Source organism: Pseudarthrobacter naphthalenicus (genome assembly GCF_029076445.1).
Taxonomy (GTDB): Bacteria; Actinomycetota; Actinomycetes; order Actinomycetales; family Micrococcaceae; genus Arthrobacter; species Arthrobacter naphthalenicus.
In genome coordinates this window covers 159,458-182,961 of the sequence record NZ_JARESG010000003.1, presented here as the reverse complement: position 1 = coordinate 182,961, position 23,504 = coordinate 159,458, and the positions used below count along the sequence as shown (strand labels likewise).

19 protein-coding genes are annotated in these 23,504 nt (G+C 64.0%); 7 read left to right on the top strand and 12 right to left on the bottom strand.

Features of this window, described 5'->3' with window-relative positions:
* Nucleotides 1–38: 38 nt before the first annotated feature.
* A complete protein-coding gene (locus tag PY310_RS04430; protein ID WP_275213012.1) occupies nt 39–461 on the top strand; it encodes a DUF1801 domain-containing protein in 423 nt (140 codons plus the stop codon).
* A gap of 79 nt (nt 462–540) precedes the next feature.
* On the opposite strand, the gene rplI is transcribed toward PY310_RS04430, so the two are convergent.
* The 4 genes from rplI to rpsF all read right to left on the bottom strand — a co-directional run bounded on the left by rplI (nt 541) and on the right by rpsF (nt 2,329).
* Complete coding sequence (gene rplI, locus PY310_RS04425) at nt 541–993, bottom strand: 50S ribosomal protein L9 (protein ID WP_275213010.1); 453 nt, start codon at nt 991–993, stop codon at nt 541–543.
* Nucleotides 994–1,010: 17 nt separating this feature from the next.
* Complete coding sequence (gene rpsR / locus PY310_RS04420; RefSeq protein WP_003800144.1) at nt 1,011–1,250, bottom strand: 30S ribosomal protein S18; 240 nt, start codon at nt 1,248–1,250, stop codon at nt 1,011–1,013.
* 124 nt (nt 1,251–1,374) lie between these two features.
* Complete coding sequence (locus tag PY310_RS04415; RefSeq protein WP_275213009.1) at nt 1,375–1,950, bottom strand: single-stranded DNA-binding protein; 576 nt, start codon at nt 1,948–1,950, stop codon at nt 1,375–1,377.
* A gap of 73 nt (nt 1,951–2,023) precedes the next feature.
* Nucleotides 2,024–2,329, bottom strand: coding sequence for a 30S ribosomal protein S6 (gene rpsF, locus PY310_RS04410; protein WP_013602900.1), 306 nt, complete (start codon nt 2,327–2,329; stop codon nt 2,024–2,026).
* A 347-nt stretch (nt 2,330–2,676) separates the two neighbouring features.
* Here rpsF and PY310_RS04405 point away from each other — a divergent pair, with 347 nt between their 5' ends.
* From PY310_RS04405 to PY310_RS04385, 5 genes are all read left to right on the top strand, one after another.
* Complete coding sequence (locus PY310_RS04405; protein WP_275213007.1) at nt 2,677–2,934, top strand: hypothetical protein; 258 nt, start codon at nt 2,677–2,679, stop codon at nt 2,932–2,934.
* Nucleotides 2,935–2,993: 59 nt separating this feature from the next.
* The gene (locus PY310_RS04400) at nt 2,994–5,711 is read left to right on the top strand and encodes a DNA methyltransferase (protein WP_275213006.1); all 2,718 of its coding nucleotides are present in this window, start codon (nt 2,994–2,996) and stop codon (nt 5,709–5,711) included.
* 268 nt (nt 5,712–5,979) lie between these two features.
* On the top strand, nt 5,980–8,667 hold the full coding sequence (locus PY310_RS04395) for a helix-turn-helix transcriptional regulator (RefSeq protein ID WP_275213004.1): 2,688 nt from the start codon (nt 5,980–5,982) through the stop codon (nt 8,665–8,667).
* Between the two features lie 149 nt (nt 8,668–8,816).
* Nucleotides 8,817–9,983, top strand: coding sequence for a DegT/DnrJ/EryC1/StrS family aminotransferase (locus PY310_RS04390; RefSeq protein ID WP_275213003.1), 1,167 nt, complete (start codon nt 8,817–8,819; stop codon nt 9,981–9,983).
* Nucleotides 9,980–10,633: a NeuD/PglB/VioB family sugar acetyltransferase gene (locus PY310_RS04385; protein ID WP_275213002.1), complete on the top strand. Its 654-nt coding sequence runs from the start codon at nt 9,980–9,982 to the stop codon at nt 10,631–10,633. Before PY310_RS04390 ends, PY310_RS04385 begins: the two co-directional genes overlap by 4 nt.
* 47 nt (nt 10,634–10,680) lie before the next feature.
* Here the strand turns inward: PY310_RS04385 and PY310_RS04380 are convergent, their stop codons facing one another.
* The 7 genes from PY310_RS04380 to PY310_RS04350 all read right to left on the bottom strand — a co-directional run bounded on the left by PY310_RS04380 (nt 10,681) and on the right by PY310_RS04350 (nt 20,284).
* Complete coding sequence (locus tag PY310_RS04380; protein ID WP_275213001.1) at nt 10,681–11,301, bottom strand: PIG-L deacetylase family protein; 621 nt, start codon at nt 11,299–11,301, stop codon at nt 10,681–10,683.
* 69 nt (nt 11,302–11,370) lie between these two features.
* Entirely contained in the window at nt 11,371–12,660 is a 1,290-nt protein-coding gene (locus PY310_RS04375) for a glycosyl hydrolase (protein ID WP_275212999.1), read from the bottom strand.
* An 88-nt stretch (nt 12,661–12,748) separates the two neighbouring features.
* Complete coding sequence (locus tag PY310_RS04370; RefSeq protein WP_275212998.1) at nt 12,749–14,290, bottom strand: ArnT family glycosyltransferase; 1,542 nt, start codon at nt 14,288–14,290, stop codon at nt 12,749–12,751.
* Nucleotides 14,287–15,954 (bottom strand): glycosyltransferase family 2 protein, encoded by a 1,668-nt coding sequence (locus tag PY310_RS04365; protein ID WP_275212997.1) that lies wholly within the window; start codon nt 15,952–15,954, stop codon nt 14,287–14,289. Before PY310_RS04365 ends, PY310_RS04370 begins: the two co-directional genes overlap by 4 nt.
* 78 nt (nt 15,955–16,032) lie before the next feature.
* Nucleotides 16,033–16,758: a hypothetical protein gene (locus tag PY310_RS04360; protein WP_275212996.1), complete on the bottom strand. Its 726-nt coding sequence runs from the start codon at nt 16,756–16,758 to the stop codon at nt 16,033–16,035.
* The gene (locus PY310_RS04355; RefSeq protein ID WP_275212995.1) at nt 16,758–19,667 is read right to left on the bottom strand and encodes a galactose oxidase-like domain-containing protein; all 2,910 of its coding nucleotides are present in this window, start codon (nt 19,665–19,667) and stop codon (nt 16,758–16,760) included. Before PY310_RS04355 ends, PY310_RS04360 begins: the two co-directional genes overlap by 1 nt.
* 155 nt (nt 19,668–19,822) lie before the next feature.
* On the bottom strand, nt 19,823–20,284 hold the full coding sequence (locus tag PY310_RS04350) for a GtrA family protein (protein ID WP_275212993.1): 462 nt from the start codon (nt 20,282–20,284) through the stop codon (nt 19,823–19,825).
* Between the two features lie 487 nt (nt 20,285–20,771).
* Here PY310_RS04350 and PY310_RS04345 point away from each other — a divergent pair, with 487 nt between their 5' ends.
* The gene (locus tag PY310_RS04345) at nt 20,772–22,031 is read left to right on the top strand and encodes an IS701 family transposase (protein WP_275212992.1); all 1,260 of its coding nucleotides are present in this window, start codon (nt 20,772–20,774) and stop codon (nt 22,029–22,031) included.
* Between the two features lie 152 nt (nt 22,032–22,183).
* Here the strand turns inward: PY310_RS04345 and PY310_RS04340 are convergent, their stop codons facing one another.
* Nucleotides 22,184–23,497, bottom strand: a complete 1,314-nt coding sequence (locus PY310_RS04340; RefSeq protein ID WP_275212991.1) for a M18 family aminopeptidase — start codon at nt 23,495–23,497, stop codon at nt 22,184–22,186.
* Between the last annotated feature and the right edge of the window lie 7 nt (nt 23,498–23,504).

Genomic DNA, 23,504 nt, shown 5'->3' with positions numbered 1-23,504 from the left:
GGCCGGACAGGTGGGCCGGGCTCTGGCAGACTTCCCTCATGACTGAGAACAAAACCCAGCTGACCGGCGCGTCAGTGGACGGGTTCCTCGCCGCAGTGGAGCATCCTGTCCGGCACCGGGACGGCCTGCGGCTGTTGGAAATGATGCAGGACATCACCGGTCAAGAGCCTCAAATGTGGGGGCCGACCATAGTGGGATTCGGTCAGTACCACTACACGTACGCGACCGGCAGGGAGGGCGACGCCGCGGCGGTGGGCTTCTCCCCCAGGAAGGCGAGCCTCTCGCTGTACGGGCTGACGTCCGCGCCCGAGGCTGCGGCTCTGCTGGCCCGGCTGGGAAAGTACAGGACGGGCGCAGGCTGCCTGTACGTGAACAAGCTGGACGACATCAACGAGGCTGTGCTGGCCGAACTGATCCGCACCGGCTACCGGCACGTGACCACGGTCCTTCACAGAGCCTGAGAGGTGGCACGCAAAAACCCCCGCCGCCGGTGAGGGCAGCGGGGGTTTCCAGCAGTTCAGGAACGCGTAGCCGGAAAGGCTACTTGCCGCTGACTACGTCGAGTTCGATCACAGCGGAAACGTCCTCGTGGAGACGAACGTTTGCCTGGTAGGAACCAACCGACTTGATGTGTGCCGGCAGTTCAACCTTGCGCTTGTCGATTTTGCCAAGGCCAGCAGCCTCAACAGCGTCGGCCACGTCGGCCTGCTTGACGGTGCCGAACAGGCGTCCGGTCTCGCCAGCCTTGACGACGAGCTTGACCGGCTTGGCGGAGAGTGCAGCGGCCTGCTTCTGAGCATCTTCCAGGGAAGCGTGCTCGCGGGCGGCACGGGCAGCCTTGATGGACTCAACCTGCTTCTCGCCACCCTTCGACCAGGTCAGGGCGAAGTTGCGGGGCAGCAGGTAGTTACGTGCGTAACCGTCCTTGACCTCGACAACGTCGCCAGCGGCACCGAGACCGGTTACTTCGTGGGTCAGAATGAGCTTTGCCATGTTAGTCAGTCCCTTCCTTAGCCGCGGCCAGCGCCGGAGTAGGGCAGCAGAGCAACTTCGCGGGCGTTCTTGATTGCCTGGGCGATCTTGCGCTGTTCCTGCACCGTGACGCCAGTGACGCGACGGGCGCGGATCTTTCCGCGGTCGGAGATGAACTTGCGCAGCAATGCTACGTCCTTGTAGTCGATGACAGTGATGTCAGCGGCCTTCAAGGGGTTGGACTTTGGTTTGGGCTTACGGAGTTCAGCCTTAGCCATCGTGGAGCTCCTATTCTTTGGAGCCCGTGGATGTTGATCCACGGGATGGTGGTGGTCCGACGGCGGCAGTCACCTGGTGCGTTGCGGCACCCGGGCGGTCCCGGCGTCGGGCCTGGAGTTTGGTTTAGAAGGGAGGTTCAGAGTCGGGGCCGTTGCCCCAGCCGCCTGCATTGGAGACACCAGGCGTTGCCCAAGGATCTTCCTGTGCAGCCTGCTGGTTGCCGCCGGAGTTGCCGCCCTGGTTTCCACCAGAGTTGCCTCCCCCGAAGCCGCCGCCGCTGTTGCCGCCGCCGAAGCCGCCCTGTGCGCCGCTTCCGGCACCCCCGGCGCCGGAGCGCTGGGTTCGGTTGACCTTGGCATTGGCGTAACGCAGGCTCGGGCCGATTTCATCGACTTCGAGCTCAATAACGGTGCGCTTTTCGCCTTCTTTTGTTTCATAGGAACGGCTCTTCAAACGGCCGGAAACAATCACGCGCATGCCCTTGGTCAGGGACTCGGCGACGTTCTCGGCTGCTTCACGCCATACCGCAGCGCGGAGGAACAGGGTTTCCCCGTCCTTCCACTCGTTGGACTGGCGGTCAAAGGTGCGTGGGGTGGAAGCGATGGTGAAGTTCGCTACTGCCGAACCTGACGGTGTGAACCGCAATTCCGGGTCATTGGTGAGGTTACCGATGACCGTAATGGTGGTTTCGCCTGCCATCTACTGCCTCCTTGTTCGATCTTGGATGAAGAGTTCGATCCTGCGGTGTGAAGAATGAAAATCGAAGCTGAAATTACTCAGCAACAACCTTCTGCTCTTCGGGGCGGGTGATCTTGGTGCGCATGATGGTCTCGTTAAGAGACAGCTGGCGGTCAAGTTCCTTGGCGGTTTCCGGCTTGGCGGTGAAGTTCACCACGGCGTAGATACCTTCAGACTTCTTCTTGATTTCGTAAGCCAGCCGGCGACGGCCCCAGATGTCAACCTTTTCGATGGTTCCACCATCGTTTGTGATGACGTTCAGGAACTTCTGAAGCGACGGCTCAACGGTACGCTCTTCGACCTCGGGGTCGATGATTACCATCAATTCGTAAGGACGCATATGTGAACCCACCTCCTTTGGGCTAAGCGGTTACGGCATTTCCGTAACAGGAGGTTCATTTGCGATTGCCATGCATGCCCGGCCAACGGAACGGAGGCAGGGCGCAGCACAGACTTCAATATCTTAGTGCATCTGGAGCGGATAGGCGATTCGCGCTTGACTCTAGGCTAGGCGCCGCAATTCGTGCAGGGAAGTCGGGGCGCTGCTATGTGGAAAACTGCGGCACCGACAGGACGCACGTCAGGTTTCTGTGGATATCGCCCACGCCGAAGAGCCGAGTGGGCTAGCCTTAAACGCAAGCGTCAGGCGATCACCAGCACCCGCCACGCGATTCCAGGAGGCAATACATGGCCAGCGACACCGGTGCCCGGCGCTCCAATGAGGAAGCTGCTCACGAACTCGTCATGAACGGCGTCTCCGATGTACTGCTGAACATTGAGCATGCCCTCAGCCGTGCCAAGAAGGTGCGCGTACAGGCAGCCAAGGCGGACGAGGAAGTGAACGCCAAGCTCGCCTTGGACGACGCCATCGACGCCCTGGAAAAGACCCGCAAGCGGCTCATGCAGGACGCGTATTACCGCCAGGAAGCACTGCGCCTGCTGTAACCTCAGCACCAGTAGGCCTCACCGCAGGCCAGGACGACGGCGAATACAGGGGGAGCGTTTTGGCGCGCAGTGGCGAGGAAATCAGGGCAGCACTGGTCAAGTTTGCGGCCAAGTGGGGGACCTACGGTGGCAGCGAAAAAGCTGAAGCCCAGACCTTCCTGAACGAACTCTTTGAGTGCTACGGCTCCAACCGCCAGACCTCCGGTGCCGTCTTCGAAGATTTCAAATCCAGCGCCGGCTTCATGGACCTCCACTGGCCCGGCACGCTGATCGTGGAGATGAAGAAACCCGGCATCAAGGTCGAATCGGCACGGGACCAGATCCACCGGTACTGGCAGGAGTCCTCGGACGAGTCAGCGGACATCCCGGCCGCCCGCTTCGTGGTGATCTGCAACTTCCACGAATTCGAGATTTGGGAGCCCGGCCGCTTCCCCACCAAGCCGCGGTTGACCGTCCCGCTCAAGGACCTGCCGGACAAATACGACTCCCTGCTGTTCCTGGCCGACACCACTTTGGACCCGGTTTTTGCCGAACACCACCGGGCCATGAGCAAGGACGCGGCCAAGCACATCGCCACGCTCTACCTGTCGCTGGCGGATCGCAGCGCAGCGCCCATCGATGAAATCCAGCGCTTTGTCCTGCAGTCCGTGTGGTGCCTCTTCGCCGAGGACCTGGGCATGCTGGATGGCTACCCGCTGCAGACCATCGTCAAGCGCCTCCTCCACGAGAGCGAGCCCAATTCCGCCAAGGAAATCGGCTTCCTGTTCCGTGTGCTGAACCAAAAAGGCGCGCAAAACCGGAAGGGCGAACTGCGCGGCACGCGCTACGTCAACGGCTCACTCTTCCTGGAAGCCGCTGAAGTGGACCTCACCACCGACGAGCTGAAGATGCTGGACCAGGCCGCCGAATTCGACTGGCGGCAGGTGGACCCCACCATTTTTGGCTCTCTGATGGAGGGCGTCCTCGGTGAGGACCGCCGGGCGGAACTCGGCGCCCACTACACGCACGAGGCAGACATCATGAAGATCGTCACGCCCACCATCATCAGGCCCTGGCGCGAACGGATCGACGCCGTGTCCTGCGTGGCCGGCGGCGTGGCGCTGCTGGACGAGTTGTGCGCGTTCAAGGTCCTGGATCCGAGTTGCGGCTGCGGCAACTTCCTTTACGTCGCCTACCGCGAACTGCGCGGCCTGGAACAGGAGCTGAAGGAAAGAATTACGACGACGGCGCACGCCACCGGAGTGCCGGCGCCTGCTGGTCCGCTGCCCTACTACCCGTTGAACAACCTGCACGGCATCGACATCGAAGGCATCGCCGTGCTGATCGCCCGGCTGACGCTGTGGATGGGCCAGCGCCAGATGATCGACCGCTTCGGCGCCGCCGAGGATCCACTGCCCCTGGTGGACATGTCTTCGATCCGCCGGGCCGACGCGCTGGCTGCTGAGTGGCCGGAGGTGGACGCGATCATCGGCAACCCGCCGTTCCTGGGGGCGTCTTTGCTTCGTCGGTCCCTGGGCGACGATTACCTCGGCTGGCTCAAGAAACAGTTCGGCGTGGGTATTAAGGACTTGTGCGTCTACTGGTTCCGTAAGGCGCAGGATCAGCTGAAGCCGGGGCAGCGGGCAGGGCTGGTTGGTACCAACTCCATCTCGCAGAACCTTGGCCGCTCGGCTTCGCTGGAATACGTCCTGGCCAACGGCGGCGTCATCACGGATGCTGTTTCCAGCCAGAAATGGCCAGGCGAAGCGAAGGTCCACGTCAGCATCGTGAACTGGGTCAACGCGCCGGACATGGCACCCACCGAGTTCATGCTCGATGGGGTGCCGGTCACCGCCATCAATCCGTCCCTCCGCGACGAGGACCCGAACGGCTGGGCACCGCAACCGCTGACGGCGAACAAAAATCGCTGCTTTGAAGGTCCCAGTCCGAAAGCGAAGGGGCTGATCATCGACGATGCAACTGCGGAGATGCTGTTGAGGGCTGATGAGTTGAATGCCGACGTTGTTCGTCCGTACCTCACGGCCAGCGACATCACGGATTCCCCAACACAAGGCCCATCCCGATGGGCCATCGACTTTGGACTGCGGCCGCTGGAGAAGTGCTTACCCTACAAAGCCCCCTTAGCTATTGTCCGACGGGACGTGAAGCCGGAGCGAGAAAAGAACAACCGGAAGTCCTACCGCGAAAAGTGGTGGATCTTCGCAGAGCCGAGGACTGCAATGAGAGGTGCCCTGTTTGGACTGCCACGTTACGGCGCCGTGGCCGGGCACGCGAAACGCCTGGAGGTCATTTGGTGCGAGCCTCGGACATTGGCCAGCAATGCCACGAATGTTTTTGCCTTCGACGATGACTACTCCATGGGCATCCTCCTCTCCAAGGCGCACGACGCCTGGGCCTGGCACCGCTCGTCCACCCTCGAGACGCGCCTCCGCTACACCCCAACGTCCGTCTTCGAAACCTTTCCCTGGCCGGACCCGGTCACCCCGGCGCAACGCGAGGCTGTCGCGGAACTCAGCCGGGCCGTCGTCGCACGCCGGCAGGAGATCTGCAAGGCGGAGAACTTCGGACTAACCAAGCTCTACAACCTCATGGACGACGGCGGCTACGCGGACCTGAAGAAGCTGCACAAGCAGCTGGATGAAGCAGTGGCCGCATGTTATGGCTGGCCGAAGTCCACAGCGCAGGATGCCCAAGAGATTGTCCGGCGGCTCACTCAGCTCAACAAGGACATTACCGAGGGAACCCGAACCTACAATCCGTTCGGCACGGCACACTGACGCAACCGTCCCTGACCGAGGCGGCCCGCCATGCCGGCACCGGCCCACTCAGAAGCCCGCGCCACAGGAAAGTGAGTACTCCTAAGTAGTAGTACTTAGTTCGTTGGGTCCACAAGTACTGTGGTGCGCCCCAATACGGCCGGGCTACATTGTCATCCATCGGCTGGGTAACCGTAGTTGGGCCCGATCAGTCAAGCAGCTGGCTGGACGGTGGTGTGGTGAAGTGCAGGGCGCTGCAGGTCTCCTTCTTCAAGGATTGGGGACTTCTATGTCGTTGATTGGCCGGAACAAGGAGCTGGACCGGATCCTGGCGGTGATCCGGGGCCCGAAGGAAGCTGCCCTCACCGTGGTTGGACCGCGGGGGCTGGGCAAGTCCGCTCTTTTGTCCGAAATTCCCCGGCTTTCGGACCATAGGACTGTTTTCCTGCGGGCAAGTGCAGCAGAGTCCGACTGGCCGCTTTCAGGCCTTACCGCGCTGCTGAACGGAATCGACGATCCAATCCTGGGCCGGTTCGCCGATGAACTGCTCCGGGACTCGACCCGCTCCCTGGACGTTCCCATGGTTGCCACGATGCTTCTCGATGGGCTTCATCAGCGCTCCTCCTCACGAACCGTCGTCGTCATTGACGATGCGGACCAGCTTGACTCCAGCAGTCAGGCGGTCATCGGGTTCCTCGCCCGCCGCCTGGCCGGAACGGACATCGTACTCATCGCCAGCGTCCGGAACGAGGCGCCGGACAGCCCCTTCGGCAGTCTCCCGGCCCTGCATCTGAAGCCCCTGACCTATAACGACACCATTCGGATACTGGAAGCTATTCCGGCGCGGCAGACTGCGACGGCGGTGGTCCACGCAGTTGCCGCAGCAACCGAGGGAAACCCGCTGGCCGCCGCCGAGCTTTACACCTGCCTGGTGGAACGCCATACGGAAGGTAAGTACGCGCTTCCCGTGCCGCTTCCCTGCAAGGGAAGCTTTGAATCCGAGTTCGCCGCGAAAGTGGGCGCACTCTCGCCTGCCGCCCGTCAAGTCCTTGATCTGATGTCCCTGTCCTGCCGAAGCGATGTTGCCACGCTCGAAAAGGTGTACGGCGACGTGTGGACAGGAGTGGATGAGCTCCTTGCGAATGGCATGCTCAGCCGGTCCGGACCGCACCTCCGGATCAAGGACCAACTCCTGCGCGGTTATGTTTTCGCCGCCATGACGCCAGCGGTCCGCACCGCCAACCACCGCGCCCTGGCGGAAGCGGCCGGTGAGGCCGACCAGTTCGCCCGCCGCTGGCATCTGAGCTTCAGCGCGCTCGAGCGCCAAACTCCCTTCGGCCTCCTCCGGTTTGCAGTCGATCTGATCCGGGCCGGCGAAATGCCTTTCGCCGTGGAGTACATTGAACGCGCATTGACGATCAATCCCTGGGAGGCGGAAACGGCGGCGCGGCTCACCACCGTGGCGGAGCTCCTGTTCAACAGGGGCGAATTCGTCTATGCCAAGCGGTACTTGGACTGGGCCCGGCGAATAACCCGCAATCCGGCCCTGATTCTTCGGCTGACGGGGCTGGCCTTCGAAATTCAGTTCATCCAAGGTGCCGCAGTTCGATCCTGCATGGTGCTGCGCCTGGTCAAAGAGTTCGGCCAGCATGACCCCGCCTATGCCGCCACCCTCTTGGCCGTCGGTTCCCTCTACTACGCCGAACGGTGGGAACTGGACGACGCTGTCGGGCTGCTCCACCAGGCCGACGATTTCCAGGAAGCCGCCTCCAAGGACTGCTCCGCAGTGGCTGACCGCGCCAGGCTTCTGATTGAGTCGATCAGGGGCAACACGGAGCAATTCGGCCGGAAACCCGACGCCGCCAGCACAGAGGCCAGTCTTTTGGTGCTGGGCCGCGCCCTCTCCTATGCGGAACACCATGACCGCGCCCAGGAGGCCTTCGCCGTGGTGCGGAGCTCAGTCGATGCGAGCAACGTCAACTGGCGCGAGACAGCAGAATACTTCGCAGTGGACAATGAGATCCGTGCCGGGAACGTCCGGAAAGCCCTGCGCCTCATCGAGGACCTTGAACTCACCGAGCCCGAGACCAAATATCACCGCGGGATGCGGCACATTTTCCGCGTGTGGCGAGCCTATTCCTTGGGCGATGAGGCGCTGGCCCAGCTTCATGTTGCCGACGCCCACCACTTTTCCGGGGTGGACAGCCATCCTGCCATCACTGCCCAGTTGGCTGCCTGGCAGGGTCACTTCGCGCTGATGCGCGGCAATCTGGCAGAGGCCTGCGCGCATCTGTCCCGCGCCGCCGAGATCGGTATGAGGTTCGCCAATCCCACACTTCTCCGCTGCGAGGCGGATCTCGTGGAAGTCCTGATTCGTCTTGGGCGCCATCGCGAGGCAACCCAGGCCCTCCACCGGTTTGAGGGCCGCGCAGTGGGGCTGAGGTCCCCTTGGCTGCTGATGGCTGTGGCGCGCAGCCGCGCGATGCTGGCCGACGGCGAACAGTCGCTTCAACTGTTTAGCCAGGCGCTGGAGAGCAGGACGGGCAACGACTCGCGGCTGGAACGGGCCCGGACTTTGCTGTGCTACGCGGAGCGGCTGGGTGCCCTGGGCAGGCTACGGGATGCCAGGGACGGGCTATTGCGTGCAAAGGTGATGTTTGACGAGGCGGGCGCGCAGGCCTGGACCCAGCACGTCGACCACCTTCTCCTCGACGAGCGGTCGGAGCCGCCGCGCTCTCCGGGCAATCCGGCTTTGATGATGCTTGCCGACCACGAACGCGCCCTCGCCACGATGGTTTGCCGCGGCATGCGCAATAAGGAAATAGCTGCCACGTTGTTCGTCTCCATCCGGACCGTGGAGGTACGCCTGACGGCCATCTACCGAAAGCTCGGGGTTGAATCGCGGGCGCAGCTGACGGCCTTGGCCGCCGGCAAGGAAACTCCTTCCCGGGAGCCGTACGTTCTGCCGGTCCTCTAGGCAGGCAGGCTACCCGCAGGTACCCGCAGTATCCGCACTGTTGCTTTCTGGCACCCGCACAGCCCTGGTATTCCTAACAAGTAACGTCCCATTCGAGACTAAATTTTGGATGAGGGGAACAGGCCGCGACCAAGAAAGCAGGGTTCCCGATGATTCCGGAAACAGCACTTGCCCGGATCAACGTCATGCAGCCTTGGCTCGGTGCCGAGGAATCACAGGCGCTTACCGAGGTAATCGCTTCCGGATGGGTGGCACAAGGGCCCAAAGTCGAGAAGTTCGAGTCGGACTTCGGTACGGCGCACGAGGTTCCCCACGCGGTGGCCACATCCAGTTGCACGGCCGCGCTGCACCTGGCTTTGGTTGTGGCCGGTGTGGGCCAGGGGGACGACGTAGTTGTGCCTTCGCTGGCGTTCATAGCCGTCGCCAACGCCGTCACGTATGTGGGGGCGCGTCCAGTATTTTGCGACGTCGACCCGTCCACAGGTAACGCCACCGCCGAGACAATCCGCGCAGCCCTGACCTTGGACACGCGCGCGGTCATTGTGGTTGACCAAGGCGGGATTCCCGTGGATCTGGACCCGATCCGGGAGCTATGCGACAGGCATGAGATCACCGTGATCGAGGATGCCGCCTCCGCCGTCGGATCCCTCTACAAGGGCAGGCCTGTCGGCACCGGAGCAGATTTGGCCGTCTGGTCGTTCCGCCCGGGGGAAGTCATCACCACGGGTGAAGGGGGGATGCTCACCACGCACAGGACGGACTGGGCCGCACGGGCCCGAACGCTCCGTGAGCACTCCCGAAGCCTCGCCGATGTTGAGCGCCAGGACTCCGTACCGGCACCACGGGAAGTGTTTCTCGAGGTTGGCTTCAACTACGGGATGACAGACCTGCAGGCCGCCGTCGGGATTGCGCAGCTACGCCGCCTTGCCCAGATCGTGGCACGGCGCCGGGGGATTGCGGCCACGTACGCTGCGGGGCTAGGGGGCATAGCCGGCCTGCGGCTGGCGGCGGACCCGCTTCATGGCGTCACAAACTTCCGCTCGTTCTGGATCGAGGTTCTACCGCAATTTGCCACCAGCCGGGAAGGCCTGCTTTCAAGGCTGGCTGACGCGGGCATTGGGGCCACCCGCGGCGTCATGGCGGCACACCGGCAGCCGGCGTACCGCTGGCGCGACACCGGCAACGCGCGGCTGCAGCACACCGAATGGCTCACGGACAGCACATTGGTCCTACCCGTTTACCACGAACTGGACACAGTCAGCATTAACCGTGTCATCAACACGATCCAAACTGCCGCCAGGGCTGCGGCCCGATGAGTGAGCTGATCCTCGTTGCGGCGAGCGGCCTGGCCCGCGAAGTCCTGGCGATGGTGCGGAGCAGCGGCCAGTACGACGTTGTGGGGGTGCTCGATGATGACAAGGAATTGGCCGGGGTCACCGTAGACGGGGCGCCGGTCCTGGGAACCATTGATGACGCACCCTCCTACCTGCACGCCTTCGTCCTGGTCTGCCTCAGCGCAGGCAGGTCACGCGAAAATGTGGTGCAACGGCTCGCCGCCATGGGACTGCACGAGGCCCGGTACGCCACCGCGATCGACCCGTCGGTGGAATGCCCGGAGGGCTGCCGGATCGGCCGGGGCAGCATCCTGCTGCGCAACGTGACCCTGACAGCGTCAGTCACCCTCGGCTCACACGTGGTGGCAATGCCGTCCGTGACGTTCACCCACGACGACAACGTGGCGGACTTCGCGACCTTCGACGCCGGAGTGTCATTGGGCGGCGGTGTCCGGATAGGCCACGCAGCCTCACTGGGGATGAATTCCAGCGTCCGGGAAGGCACCTCGGTCGGGGCCTACGCGACGGTTGGTATGGGAGCTGCGGTGCTCTCCAACGTGCCCGACGGCGAAACCTGGGCAGGCGTCCCGGCCCGGAAAATCGATCGGGACGGCTTCCGCTTCGGGCGGTGACTGTAAGTAGGCGCGAACCTCGATTTGAAGACGGCGGGCGGTTCGGGCTAGACGTCGAGGAGCAGCCGGTGAGGCATAAAGCCCTCGGCGGCCTCTACCCGAGCCTGGAATCCCCGGTAGCCGGCTTGGGTCATCACCAATGATGTCGATGCCATGGTGGAGTTGCCGACTTGGCTTGAGTGGGCGTTGAGCGCCTCGCACTTCTTGTCCACCGTGCTAGTGATATCCACGAACACACTAGGGTTGAAGGAGTGGCTGGACGGGCTGTCGTAGCACAGCACCCGCCGCGCCTGTCGGGCCGCACCCCAAGTCGCCTCGGCCACGGCGCGGTTATCCTGGTGGCTGTCCAAGTTGCCGTGGCTGTACACCACCTCGGCCTGGGTCTGGGTGATGGCGCGCTCGATGGTGTGTACGAGATCCAGCTCGTAGTTACTCACGCGGCCGTCAGGCAATTCGCCCCGGAACAGGCGGCCCCGAGGCACGCCCAAAATCTCGGCTGCCGCGAGCTGTTCCCGGACCCGCGCGCTCACGATGCTGGGTCCGGCCTCGCCAGTGGTGATGACGAGCATATAGACGTCATCGCCGGATGGGACGTGCCGGGCCAGTGTGCCACCGCAGCCCAGTTCGATATCGTCGGGGTGGCTTCCAATCGCCAGGACAGCTGTCATTCGGCACGCGTTCCTTCTCGGGTGTCGGCCAGCTGGGCACGCCAGCGGATGCGGGAGTGATGGTGATCGTCATGCTGGTGGCCTCCTCGTGCTGGTCGGGTGATTCGGGCTAACAACGAGCCACTCCGTGACAGTCGCGGGCGACGGCATAGGGGTCGGCGCGGGCCTCGGGACCGTGTCCGCGATCTTGGTGGCTGCAAGGGCGGCCGGACCCTCCCGCGTGCCGTTGGTAGCTGTGACCGAGACCCTGATCTCCTCGCCGAGTTTGAAGTTAGTCAATTTGAAGGTTCGAACCGTCGTCGGGAGCAGCGCCGACTTCCACTGCGTCGAACTGGCCTGAGCCACGTGGTAGCCCGTGACCATACTGGCGTCCTTGGGGGCTGTCCAGTTAACGTTGAACTCGTACATCCCCCCGCCCATGGGCCGGGCCACGGATACATCTATGGTCGCCGGGGCGGCGGGCAGTTTCGCGGCCGGGGGCATCGTGGTCCGGCCTCCGGTCCCGCTCGCAGGGAAGCCACCAGCGTACTGAGGAGCCCGGGGCAGCTCCGCCCGGTGCACCGCTAGCGAACCGTGGTTGCCGTCCACCACGAAGTTGTTCTTGTGGAACCAGCAGACCGTAGTCATCCGGGGGAACTGCTGGGACCGATAAGCCCCCCGGTACCACTCGGCTGTGTCACCGAGGTTATCCCGGCCTGTCTCCCCGACCCAGTACTCTGCTGTGGGGTGGAGCGCGGTGGTCCTACGGTAGGCATCGGCGTGGATCTGGTCGAACGACCCACCACCCGGGGCGCCCCAGTCGTAAGCATCAACACCGATGATGTCGACCCACTCCTTGCCTGGCCAGAGCATCTCCATACTCGGGCCGCCCGCGTCATTACCGTTCATGCACCAATAGAACTTCACCCGGCTGGAGTTGGGCACCGTCCGGGCGACGCCCACGACGTGCCGCCAGGCTTCCTTCCACTGCGTGGCGTCGCGGACGTACCCCCGGCCCGAGCCGGGCGCCCAGTCATACCAGTCGCCATTGGACTCGTGGAAGGGACGCAGGGACACCAGGTTCGGGTAGGCCGCCGCTTCCGCGATGTAGGAGCGGATGTAGGCGTCATGCTCGCCGCGCAGGATCGAGTCGAAATTGATCTTGTGCGGCTCCCAGCACATGAGGATATCGTAGCCTCCGCGCGCCGCCAGCTTGTCTGCCTCGGACTTGATCCAGCCGCCCCCCCATGCCTGGAACCATGAAGCGACGGGAAGCTTGGTCCCGCCGAGTCGAGCCTCCAAGGCGAAGTGGGATTCGATAGGGTACGGCTCATCAGTCGCGTAGGCACCGAAACGGCACCTGGTGACGAGATCGGGCATCCTGCCCCCTTGGACATCACCTCCGAGGAGCCCGACGGCCACACCGACGCCCACCATCCCCAGTAGCTTGCGACGCGTGAATTCTTTCTCATCGCTCGCTGGCGGCTGCACCGCGTTCAGGTTCGTAGTTTTCCCAGACGTAATAGGTGTCGGTGCCGTCGTTACGGCGGAGGGTGATCGTCTTAGTGAGAGCATAGCCGAACGACTCCATCCTCGGCATGAGCTCGCGGCTCTCCTTTGTTGTGCCATCGAAGTAGACGTACTGCCAGTAGCGATCGCGGAGTCCGGCTTCCGCCCCCTCCATGCCTCGCTGGCCGTTGTAGTAGATCGAGTCAGTGGTGGTCCACTGCCAGTATTCGGTGTCGTGCATGAAGCGATACCGTAGCGGCTCCGCGACGTCGCCCAAAGTCCGCATATAGGGTGTTGCCTCCCAAGAGTAGGCCATCACGTCTGCGAGTTTATCGCTGTTGGACCACTCGCCGTACAGGCGGTGGCTCTCAGCCAGGCCGGCGATCCCCATGACCCCGATGACGACGACCGACACCAGTCTGCGGGCCGGGTGCGCGATGCGGGCCGACAACAGCGCCCCGATTGCCAGGGACCCGAACAGCAGCCCAAAGCCCAAGTGCTTCTCCAGCGACACGCTCTCCCCGATGTAGGCCTGGTAGACAGCCGGGGCCAGCATTGCCCCGAGCAGCACCAGAGCCAGGAGGGGCCGCCGCAGCTTCACGGCTAGATACCCGGCCGCGATTGGGCCGACCACCAGATAGGGCCAGATGCTATTAACAGTCATCTGTGCGATGTCCTGCCACGTCGCGTAGGTGATGACGTGCCGGTCGATCGTGGTTTTCGCTAATCCCTCCAGTTCGGTGCTGCCGACGGTCAACGCCAAGGCGGCAAGAATCGCTGCGGTGGTCAGGCCGCCAGCGACGGCGAACCTCATGCTGCGCCAGCGACGGACCGAGGACAGCCATATGACCGCCAGCACGACCGGAACGAACATTAGGGCCGCGTACTTGGACACCACGGCGACCGTGAGGAGCAGGCCCACCACCGGCGCCCAAACGAACCGGCCCGTCTGAACACCCCGGGCCCCTGCAGCCATGGCCAGCGCGAGCAGCGACAGAGCCATGGCGTCGAAGGTCGCGAAATGCCCAAGAAACATGGTGGGGCTCGCAACGGCGAACGAGAGGGCCGTCCAGAACGCGGCCTCGCTGTGAAACAGGCGCTTCGCGACCGCATGCAGCGCGGCCGTTGCCGCGAGCATCCACAACAGGCTGAAAATGCGCACCAGTTCCAGGCCTCCCACACGGTCCACCAGCGAGGCGATGACCGGGTAGAGCGCTGGGGCTCCGGAGAAGTAGCGGCTCGGGTCATCGTACAGCGGCGTGCCGTGTAGCCAATTCTCAATGACCCGGTAACCGGTCCACACATACAGGCCTTCGTCACGATAGATCGTGTTGCTCAACCGCAGGCTCGCGACCGCCTGGAGGAGTAGGATCAGGCCGAGCGGCAGGTGCCGCATCCATTGGCGGGCCACGGGGCGCACCTTCGACGGTAGGAACGAGGCGATGGCCAACCCCCATACGGTCATTTTCTGCTGGGGGCGGCTCGGAGCGATGGCAGTCATGCGCGTGCACCCTTCTCGTCGCCCCTGATGCTTTTCAAGTTTTGGTCGAAGTCGGATAACCGCTCGGTTACGTCGGTCTCCTTGCGGTGCTTGCGTGAGGTGAGGGCGAGACGGGGCAGGTCGATTCCTAAGGCAAGCAGGAGCACCGGCACGAAGACGTAGGCGTTGACGCCCACGAAGATCACGGCAGCCCACCAGTCGGCCAACGAGTATTCCGGCTGCGACAGCCGCCAGGCAAGCCCGGCCAGGACAGCGCCAAAAGTGACACCGATGTAGCCGACGATGAGTCGCTTGACCTTGATTGCCAGCGGAGCAGGCTTGGTGCTGCCGTGGCTGGGCACCCATTCCGACGTCCGTCCGAAGAAGACGTCGAAGATCGCCACCGCGTGGGTAAAGGAGTATATGAGTTGCGCGCGCAGTACGTCCAAGCGCCAGCGCGACGTAAGCAAGAGTGGGTAAATGACAAGCCATAGGACCAGAAGCGGTACCAAGGGCAGGAAGTTTGCGGCGGCCATGTACTGCGGGAACACTAAGACCATAATGAGGATCGGCAAGGGAGCGAAGAAGGCGTTCATTGCCGTGGTGGCGTAGTAGATGAAACCCGACCAGAAGGACAGCCGCTGGCGCGCGTCCAGGCCGGAGGTGGCGTGGAACTCTTCGCCCTTGAGGAGCTCCATCGAGCCCTCGCACCACCGGTACTGCTGGGTGATGAACGAGTCAATGGTGTCCGGGCAGATCCCTTGGGACAGGTTCACCGGGACGTACTGGAGTCGGTAGCCGGCCTTGTCCATCTCGATGCCGGTGAAAACGTCCTCGGAGTGCGCGATCGGGGGAAAACCGCCGATCGCGCCGAGCGCGCTGCGGCGGTACAGCGCGGACGTGCCACAGCAAATCGCCGCGTTGACCGAATCCCGACTGACCTGGATGAGGCGGTAAAAGATCTCTTGGGTCGCGCCCGCGGTGCGCTCCAGCCAGTGCATGGACTTGGGCGTGGAGAAGAACTGCGGGCTCTGGACGATGCCGATCGAGGGGTCGTCCAAGTAGGGCAAGAGCTCCGAGAGGAACTCCGGGCGCGGCACGAAGTCGGCATCAAAGATCGCGATAACGTCCCCGTCGGTGCGGTCGAAGGCATAGCGCAGGTTGCCCGCCTTCTTGAACTCGTTGCCCGGACGGGCCAGGTACTCGAAGCCGTGCGCCATGGCGGCTGTCCGGACCTCCTCGCGGCCCATGTCGTCCAAGACATAGACAGTGACCGTGCCCGCGTAGTCGAGCTTGGACACGTAACCATATGTGTTCTTCAGAATCTCCAGCGGCTCGCCGGCAGTGGGCAGGAAGACGTCAACCGACGGGTAGTTCTCGGGAGCCCACGTCTCGATCATAAAAAGGTGGTCCGGCAGCGTAACGTTGCGTCTATAGGTCGACGTGCGAAGGCCCAGCAGCGTCTCCGCGGCGTACATCGCTAGCGGAATCAGGAAGACCAGGGTCCAGTACTCCATGCGCGAGAAGCCGTAGAAGCTGATCGCGATGCCCACGAACGCCAGTGCGTGTGCCCAGAAGAACCACCGGTGCTGTGGTCCCTTGATGTAGGCGTACTTCTCTTGATCGTTGGGCGGTGTCACGAGTGTGGGCTCGGGGGCTGCAGTGCGGGGGGCGAGCGAAGTCATTTTTCTCCAAACGCGGAAAGTGCATGGGGATCCACGCTAGGTCGCTAGGGTCAGCGACCCGGCTGCTAGGGATGATGTTTAGGCGCAGGCGATGCCATTGCCGTCCTTGTCCAGACCGAGGGGGTCGACGCCACGGACTTGAAGGGGGATGCCCTGCGGGAAAAGCGTTAGCAGTTCCTCGCAGGTCCAGACCACCTGGACGTTGTGACCGGCGTGCTGGGCGGCACTCGGCGGGACTACCGGCAGGCAGGAGCGCCCGTCGCCGTAGCCGGGGGCGCAGCCACCTGTGCGGGCGGCGTCGTTGACCCCGGCGTCCTGCTCCCCCCGCGCCAGTGAGCGCATCGGGAGGTCGGCGGCCTGCTTGGTAGTGCCATCATTGACTCCCGCACCTTCGGGGGTTACCCCCGCCGCGGCCACGCCATGCGGCTTTCTCAACGCCTCGCTTAGGCTCTGCGGTTTGCCGTCGCCCGGCTCAGCGCCCACCGAAGCCAGGCCGTGCGGCTGGCGCAAGGCCTCGCCCAGGCTCTGTGCCTTTCCCTTGCCCGGTGGATCGCCGATGGATGCCACGTCGGGCAGTGCAGCCGCAGGCGCGGCGCCCTGGGCCGACAGTGCAGCAGGAGGAGCGGCGGCCGGGGCCGACGGAACGCCGCTGGGAAGGCTCGTTTGAACAGCGGTCGAATGGTGCGAGTGAGTGGCGACCGGAACATCCCCGGCGACCGCCACCCTCGCAGCCACCACCCCGCTGACCCCGAGGGTCGTGGCTATGGCCATCAGAGCGGCCATCATCCTGCGCTTTTTCATCATCAACGTCCTATCGTGATCCAACGGGCCACCGAGACGGCCCCCTTATCGTCCATAACCGTGAGCATGTACGGTCCAGGCGGCAGCAGAGATGCGTTACTCGGTACGACCGCGGTCCTGGTGGTGCCGGTGCCCGTTATCGGAAGGTCCACCAGCCGGGAGTTGGTGTCCATCTGGTGCGTGGAGGACATCGGGCTGGTCAACGAGGCGCTAGCTACGTTCCCGGTGACCTCCAGACTGAGTGACTGCCCGAAGGTCGCGCTCGCTGAAGCGAGCGTGACCGTGGGCCGAGTCCCACGGAACAGGTAAGGCGGGTTGTAAATTGAGACCCGCATCTCGACCGACCCGTCGATCGGATTCGAGCCAAGGATCATGACCCGACCGTCAGGCAGGAGCAGGTTCATCGAGTGGTAGTTGCGGCCCACCGGATCAGCAGGGATTGTTGTCCATGTATCGGTCGCCGGGTTGAAGATTGAGGCCGCGCTAATGTTGCCCGTGCGGTTGCCGGTGGCCCCGTTGGATGCCAGGACCGTCCGGTCGAACATGTTGGTGAGGTTGACGTATTGACGGCCGGGCCCAGGCAGATCAGGTCCAGGATGCCACGTCGGGCTTGCGTCATTCATATTGATGAGGTCCACCGAGTTTGTGGGAGCCGCACCCTTGTCAATGTAGCCACCACCAGCGATCATGAAGCGCTGGTTCTGCGCCGGAGGCAGTAGCACGGAACCCGCGTGGTCACGGAGGTCTTTGTCGCGTAGGCCCGGAATGTCGGCAACCTGCGCGGTGAGCCAGTTGTAAAGGGATGATCCGCTGCCCGGCCGCTGGTCACCGAAGGTGTGCGCTCCGGTGTAAAACAGCCGTCCGTCGCCGAGGAGGAACATGTGTGGGTACTCGCCCCAGTACGTCCAGGTTTGCGGTACTTGGGCCGTGGGAAGCCAGGAACCGGTGGCCGTGTTGAACATTTCCGTAGTGTGGCCGCCGTACTGGTTCGCCTGATCGGTAAGCCCACCACCCATCCAAACGTTGCCGTTCCCCAGCTTGGTCAGCGTCGGGTACCAGTGACCCTCATTGGCGTCATTCGTCCGCGTGAAGAGGTTCGTCGCAGGGTCGAAGATATAGGATGACCGCAGCCCCTTGAAACCGTCAGTCGGCGTCCACCATGCCTTAGTTCCACCTTGAATAAGGATGCGGCCGTCGGGCAGCGTGACGTGCCCGGAGCAAAACATGTCCTCCGGCGTTGGAATCTGGGTCATGTCGCCGGTGATGGGATTCCAGACGTGCGTTGTAAATTGACCCGCCCGGAAGTTGCCCTCGTCGTTGCCCGAGCCAGAGATCACCAGTACCCGACCGTCACGCAACAGCGTCTGATGGATGCCCCGGTTCGGCAGTGTGATTGAGGCAATTTGCCACTCGCCGGTGGTGGCACGCGGGTCGGCGTTTGGCGGGGGCGTGGTTGCCCCGGCCGCCGTGAGCGTCCAGCCCGTCGACATGACGGTGCCGTTGCCGACCGCAGCCATGCCAAACGACAGCCGAGTGGTGCCTGCCGGGATGGCGGGCACCGGCGCTGTGACCTGCGTCCAGCTACCGGCGGCGGGTAGCGTGCTCAGCGTTGTCCAGTACTGCCAGCCACCCGTAGAGGTCGCGGTGAACAGCGGAATGGCGTTGGTGGCGACCGTCGACTTGTACTGCACGCCAAGGGTGTAGCTCGTACTCGCGCTCACCGTCGGGGCGCACCCCGTCCCGTCCGACGCCATGATCTTGGCGTCGCCACTCTGGTAGCCGGTCACCGTGTAGGCGAAGCTTCGAGTGCCAGCCGGCGAACCGGCCGGAACGTCCGAGGCCGACAGCGCGGCCGAACGACTGTTCGTACCCCAGGACCCCTCCATCCAACAGGTCGGGATGTCTGTCCCCGTAGCATAATTGCCGTTCACCACCAGATTGGAGGCATCCGACGGCGGGGGCGTGGGGGCTGGGGCCCCCCTGAGCGTCCAGCCCGTCGACATGACGGTGCCGTTGCCGACCGCAGCCATGCCAAACGACAGCCGAGTGGTGCCTGCCGGGATGGCGGGCACCGGCGCTGTGACCTGCGTCCAGCTACCGGCGGCGGGTAGCGTGCTCAGCGTTGTCCAGTACTGCCAGCCACCCGTAGAGGTCGCGGTGAACAGCGGAATGGCGTTGGTGGCGACCGTCGACTTGTACTGCACGCCAAGGGTGTAGCTCGTACTCGCGCTCACCGTCGGGGCGCACCCCGTCCCGTCCGACGCCATGATCTTGGCGTCGCCACTCTGGTAGCCGGTCACCGTGTAGGCGAAGCTTCGAGTGCCAGCCGGCGAACCGGCCGGAACGTCCGAGGCCGACAGCGCGGCCGAACGACTGTTCGTACCCCAGGACCCCTCCATCCAACAGGTCGGGATGTCTGTCCCCGTAGCATAATTGCCGTTCACCACCAGATTGGAGGCATCCGACGGCGGGGGCGTGGGGGCTGGGGCCGCCGTGCCGGTGTTGAGGGTAATCGTGTTTACCTGCGTCAGGCCCGGGGTGCCGGGGTTGGCCAGCCACTCGTCATCCTGGAGGTGGGCCTGTACGCGGTAGTTGCCCGAAGGCAGTTGGTACGTACGGGTCTGCCCGGCCGGAATCGGCGTGATGTGGTCACCGTCCCATGTCACAGCAATGGTGCCGCCGGAGGGCACGGTGAAGCTCGCCTGGAAGGTGCCATTGGCGGCGGTGCCAGAGGCGGGCACTGTGGCCATGCCAAGGTTGATTTTTTTCTCGACGTTGTTGGGGTACTGGTCGGCGAAGTCGGTCGGTGCGCCCTGGTTCTTGTCGGCATACAGCCACCACTCGACCTGGCGGACACCGGCTGTGGGGCCGGTAGGACCTGGGGTGTCCTGGACTGTTGCGCTGAGCTGCATGATGTCGCCAGCAGCGTACGTGCTGTTGTTGGCCGGGGACACCAGTGTGCCTGTAGGCAGTGCTGCCTGAGCCGGAGGTGCCAGAACAACAAGCCCTGTAGTAGCAACGCTGGCCGCGGCCATGAGGGCTGTGAAGCGGGTGAAGGAACGTAGGATCATGCGGATTCCACTCCGACCGGGCTGATGGTGGTTGCGGTGACCGGCACGGGCGCGCCGGCCGAAGGGCGAACCGGGTAGATGACCCGGGACGTGAAAGCGAAGCGGACCACGAACGCGGCTGCGAGGGTCGCAGCTTGGGCGACGAGACCGGGCAAGAGCAGCAGGTCCACCATGAGCACGAGCACCGGCATCCGGACGAGCGTTTCGACGTTGTTGAAGCCAACGCTGGCCGCGAAGCGCTGCCAGATAGGGCGGCCCTCACGCAAATCGCGGAACACCAGCCGCTCCTGCATCAGGAAGTTGCTCAGGATGGTCAGCTCGGTGGCCACGATCGCGGCCAGCAGGTAGTGCGCCCCCAGCCCAAGCATCGCGGCCATGATCACCAAGTTCAGGACCGTGCCGAACGCGCCGACGGCGGCGAACCGGGACATGCGGCCGAACAGCGGACTTAGGGTCATTTTTCGCCGTCGCTGGCGCACCCGGGGAGGCGCAGTGGCACGGTCAAATTGCGTTTTCTGATTTGAAGGAGTAGCCATATTCACCGTGGTCCTGAGCTTGGGAATGCTGTCGGGGCGTCTTGCTGCCTCCAAGCTAGGCACGGTGAATGCCCATTTACCCGCGCAAATGGACTCCAATGCGGGATAAGGCTGGTTCGCTGCGGAACCTGTGGGAAATGCGGAAACCGTTTCGCCTGGACACGCATGATCAAGGCTGGCGACAGCGACGAAGCCCAGAGTGGCTGTCGCTCAACCTCGCGAGAGCATCACAAGCCACCGGTGTACGCGGCCAAGGGGCACTGCGGAATGCGCATAACTACAACCACCATCCGGCGGCATTTCTACGCAGGGGGCGCTATGTGGATACCCGCAGGCGGCCTAGTAGTACTTTGTTAGGTTTTGGGGTGTTGGTCTTTTAATCCCCTGCCTGGTCTGTTAATTTCGGGGGGTGAGGGATGAGGAGATCGCGGCCGTTCGAGGCAAGCTGGAGGACTTTGTTGCGGAGGTTTTCGCGTCGCTGCCGCGGAGGGATCAGCGGGCCAAGGGCAGCCTGTATCTTCGGGGGCTGATGCTCGATGGTCGGCGGAAATCGATGCAGCCGATGGCCGAACGGCTTGGCGTGGATCATCAGCAGTTGCAGCAGTTCGTGGCCTCCTCGACCTGGGCGGTGGAGCCTGTGCGGCGCCGGCTGGCGAATCTGGCGGTTCAGACGATCGGGCCCGAGGCCTGGGTCATCGATGACACCGGATTCAAGAAGGACGGGCCGTCCTCCCCGTGCGTGGCCCGCCAGTACTCCGGCACGCTGGGCAAGATCGGGAACTGCCAGATCGGGGTGTCCGTGCATGCGGCTACGGACGCGGCGTCCTGCCCGCTGGACTGGCGGCTGTATGTCCCTGAGGCCTGGGATGATACCTGCGCAGAGACGAACGAGGCCGCCGCTTCGGTGCAGGCCCGGCGGGAGCGGGCAGGGATCCCGGACACTGTCCGGCACCGCACGAAATGGTCCCAGGCGCTGGAAATGATCGACGAACTCAAGGCCTGGGGGCTGGTCCCGCCTGTGGTCGTGGCCGATGCCGGATACGGGGAAGTCACGGCGTTCCGCCAAGGCCTTACAGACCGCGGGATCCCTCACGTTCTCGCAGTCAAGGCCTCCACCAGTGCCCGCCCCGCCAACGCAGCACCCGAACCCGTGCCCTACAGCGGCAGAGGACCCCGCGGCGCGGACCGGTACCGTGAGAGCGCCTCCTCGCTGCGGGACCTCGCCCTCGCCTCAGGGCGCAAACAACTGCGCCAGGCCACCTGGCGCCACGGCACCAAAAACGGCCCCGGAAACCGGACCGCGGCCATGAAATCACGCTTTTTGGCCCTGCGCATCCGCCCCGCCAACCGCGATATCCCGCTGAACGAGGACCGGTCGCTGCCCGAGGCCTGGATGCTCGCCGAATGGCCCGCCCACGAGCCCGCCCCCACCGACTATTGGCTCTCCGACCTGCCCGCCGACACGCCCCTGAAAACCCTGGTCCGGCTCGCGAAAATGCGCTGGCGCATCGAACACGACTACCGCGAACTCAAAACCGGCCTGGGCCTTGCCCACTTCGAAGGACGCTCCTTCACCGGCTGGCACCGCCACGCCACCCTCGTCACAGCAGCCCACCTCTTCATTACCCGGCTACGGCTCACCAACCCAAAAGCAGATGGGGCAGCCTGAGCCTTTACGGCATCCTGAAGGAACTCCAACGAGTCCTCGCCGCATGGCTCGGCTACTGCCCCCACTGCCGACAACGAGCACCAACCTAACGAAGTACTACTAGCCGGTGGCCGCTGAATCCCCTTCGGAAAGTGACTGACCCGGCGGAGGCCCTACGCCGCAGTCCGGAAAAACAGCTCCGTGACAACAGCCAGCCGGTGCGGGTCCTCAACGCCGCAGAGCTCACGGGCGGAGTGCATTGAGAGCAGGGGAACGCCGACGTCGACCGTCCGGATTCCGAGGCGGGTTGCGGTCAGCGGCCCAATCGTTGAACCGCAGGGCATGACGTTGTTGGACACGAATTCCTGGTAAGGCACGTTCGCCTCACCACAAAGCCGGGCCCACAGCGCGGCGCCGGCCGCATCTGTGGCGTAGCGCTGGTTGGCATTGATCTTCAGCAGCGGGCCGCCGTTCAGTGCCGGGTGGTTCGCGGGATCGTGCCGTTCGGGATAGTTGGGGTGCACGGCGTGGCCTGCGTCCGCAGACACGCAGAACGACGCCGATAACGCCTGCCGCCGCTGGCTCACCGTGGCGCCGAGGCCGTCGGAGATCCGCACGAGAACGTCTTCGAGGATAGGCCCACAGGCCCCGGAGCGCGAGGTGGAACCGATTTCCTCGTGATCGAAAGCAGCCAGCACCGCAATGGGCGCCCCGCCACCAGCCCCGGCCCCCTGGTCCTCCGCGTGCGCGATCAGCGCAGCCAGCCCGGCATGGGTGGCCGAGAGGTTGTCCAGCCGCCCGGACGCGAAGAACTCGCTGTTGGCCCCGAAAACCGCAGGCGCCTGCGTGTCCGCTATGACGACGTCGTACCCGCCGATCTCAGCGGCATAAACCGAAACGCCGGGGACACGGGAGGCCAGAACACCCAGCAGGTCGAAATCGGCAGGATTTCCCAGCCCCCAGACGGGATTCATGTGCCGCTGCTTATCCAGGGTCAGGCCCTCGTTCACCGCGCGGTCCAGGTGGATGGCCAGCTGCGGGAAGCGGAGCAGCGGGCCGGTAGCCGTGAGATGCTGGGTACCGTCAAGCATGACCAGCCGGCCCGCCAGCTGCAGCTCACGGTCCAGCCAGGAGTTCAGGAGCGGCCCGCCGTACACTTCCACGCCGGCCTGCAGCCAGCCGAACGCACCAGTGGTGGGCTTGGGCTTGAGCTTGAAGGACGGCGAATCCGTGTGCGCGCCCAGGATGTTGAATCCGGTAGTGGGCCCCGCGTTCTCGGGCACCACCCAGGCGATCAGCGCGCCGTCGCGGACCACGTAGAAGGCACCCGCACCACCGGTCCAGGGCTCCCGCTCGTCCAGGCCGGTGAACCCTGCTTCCTCCAGCCGGCGGGCGGCCTCGTGGACGGCGTGGAAGCTCGACGGCGAGGCGCTGACGTACGCGCCGAGGTCCTGGATGTGGTCTGCGGCGGCGGAAGGTGAAGGCATGGTTCCG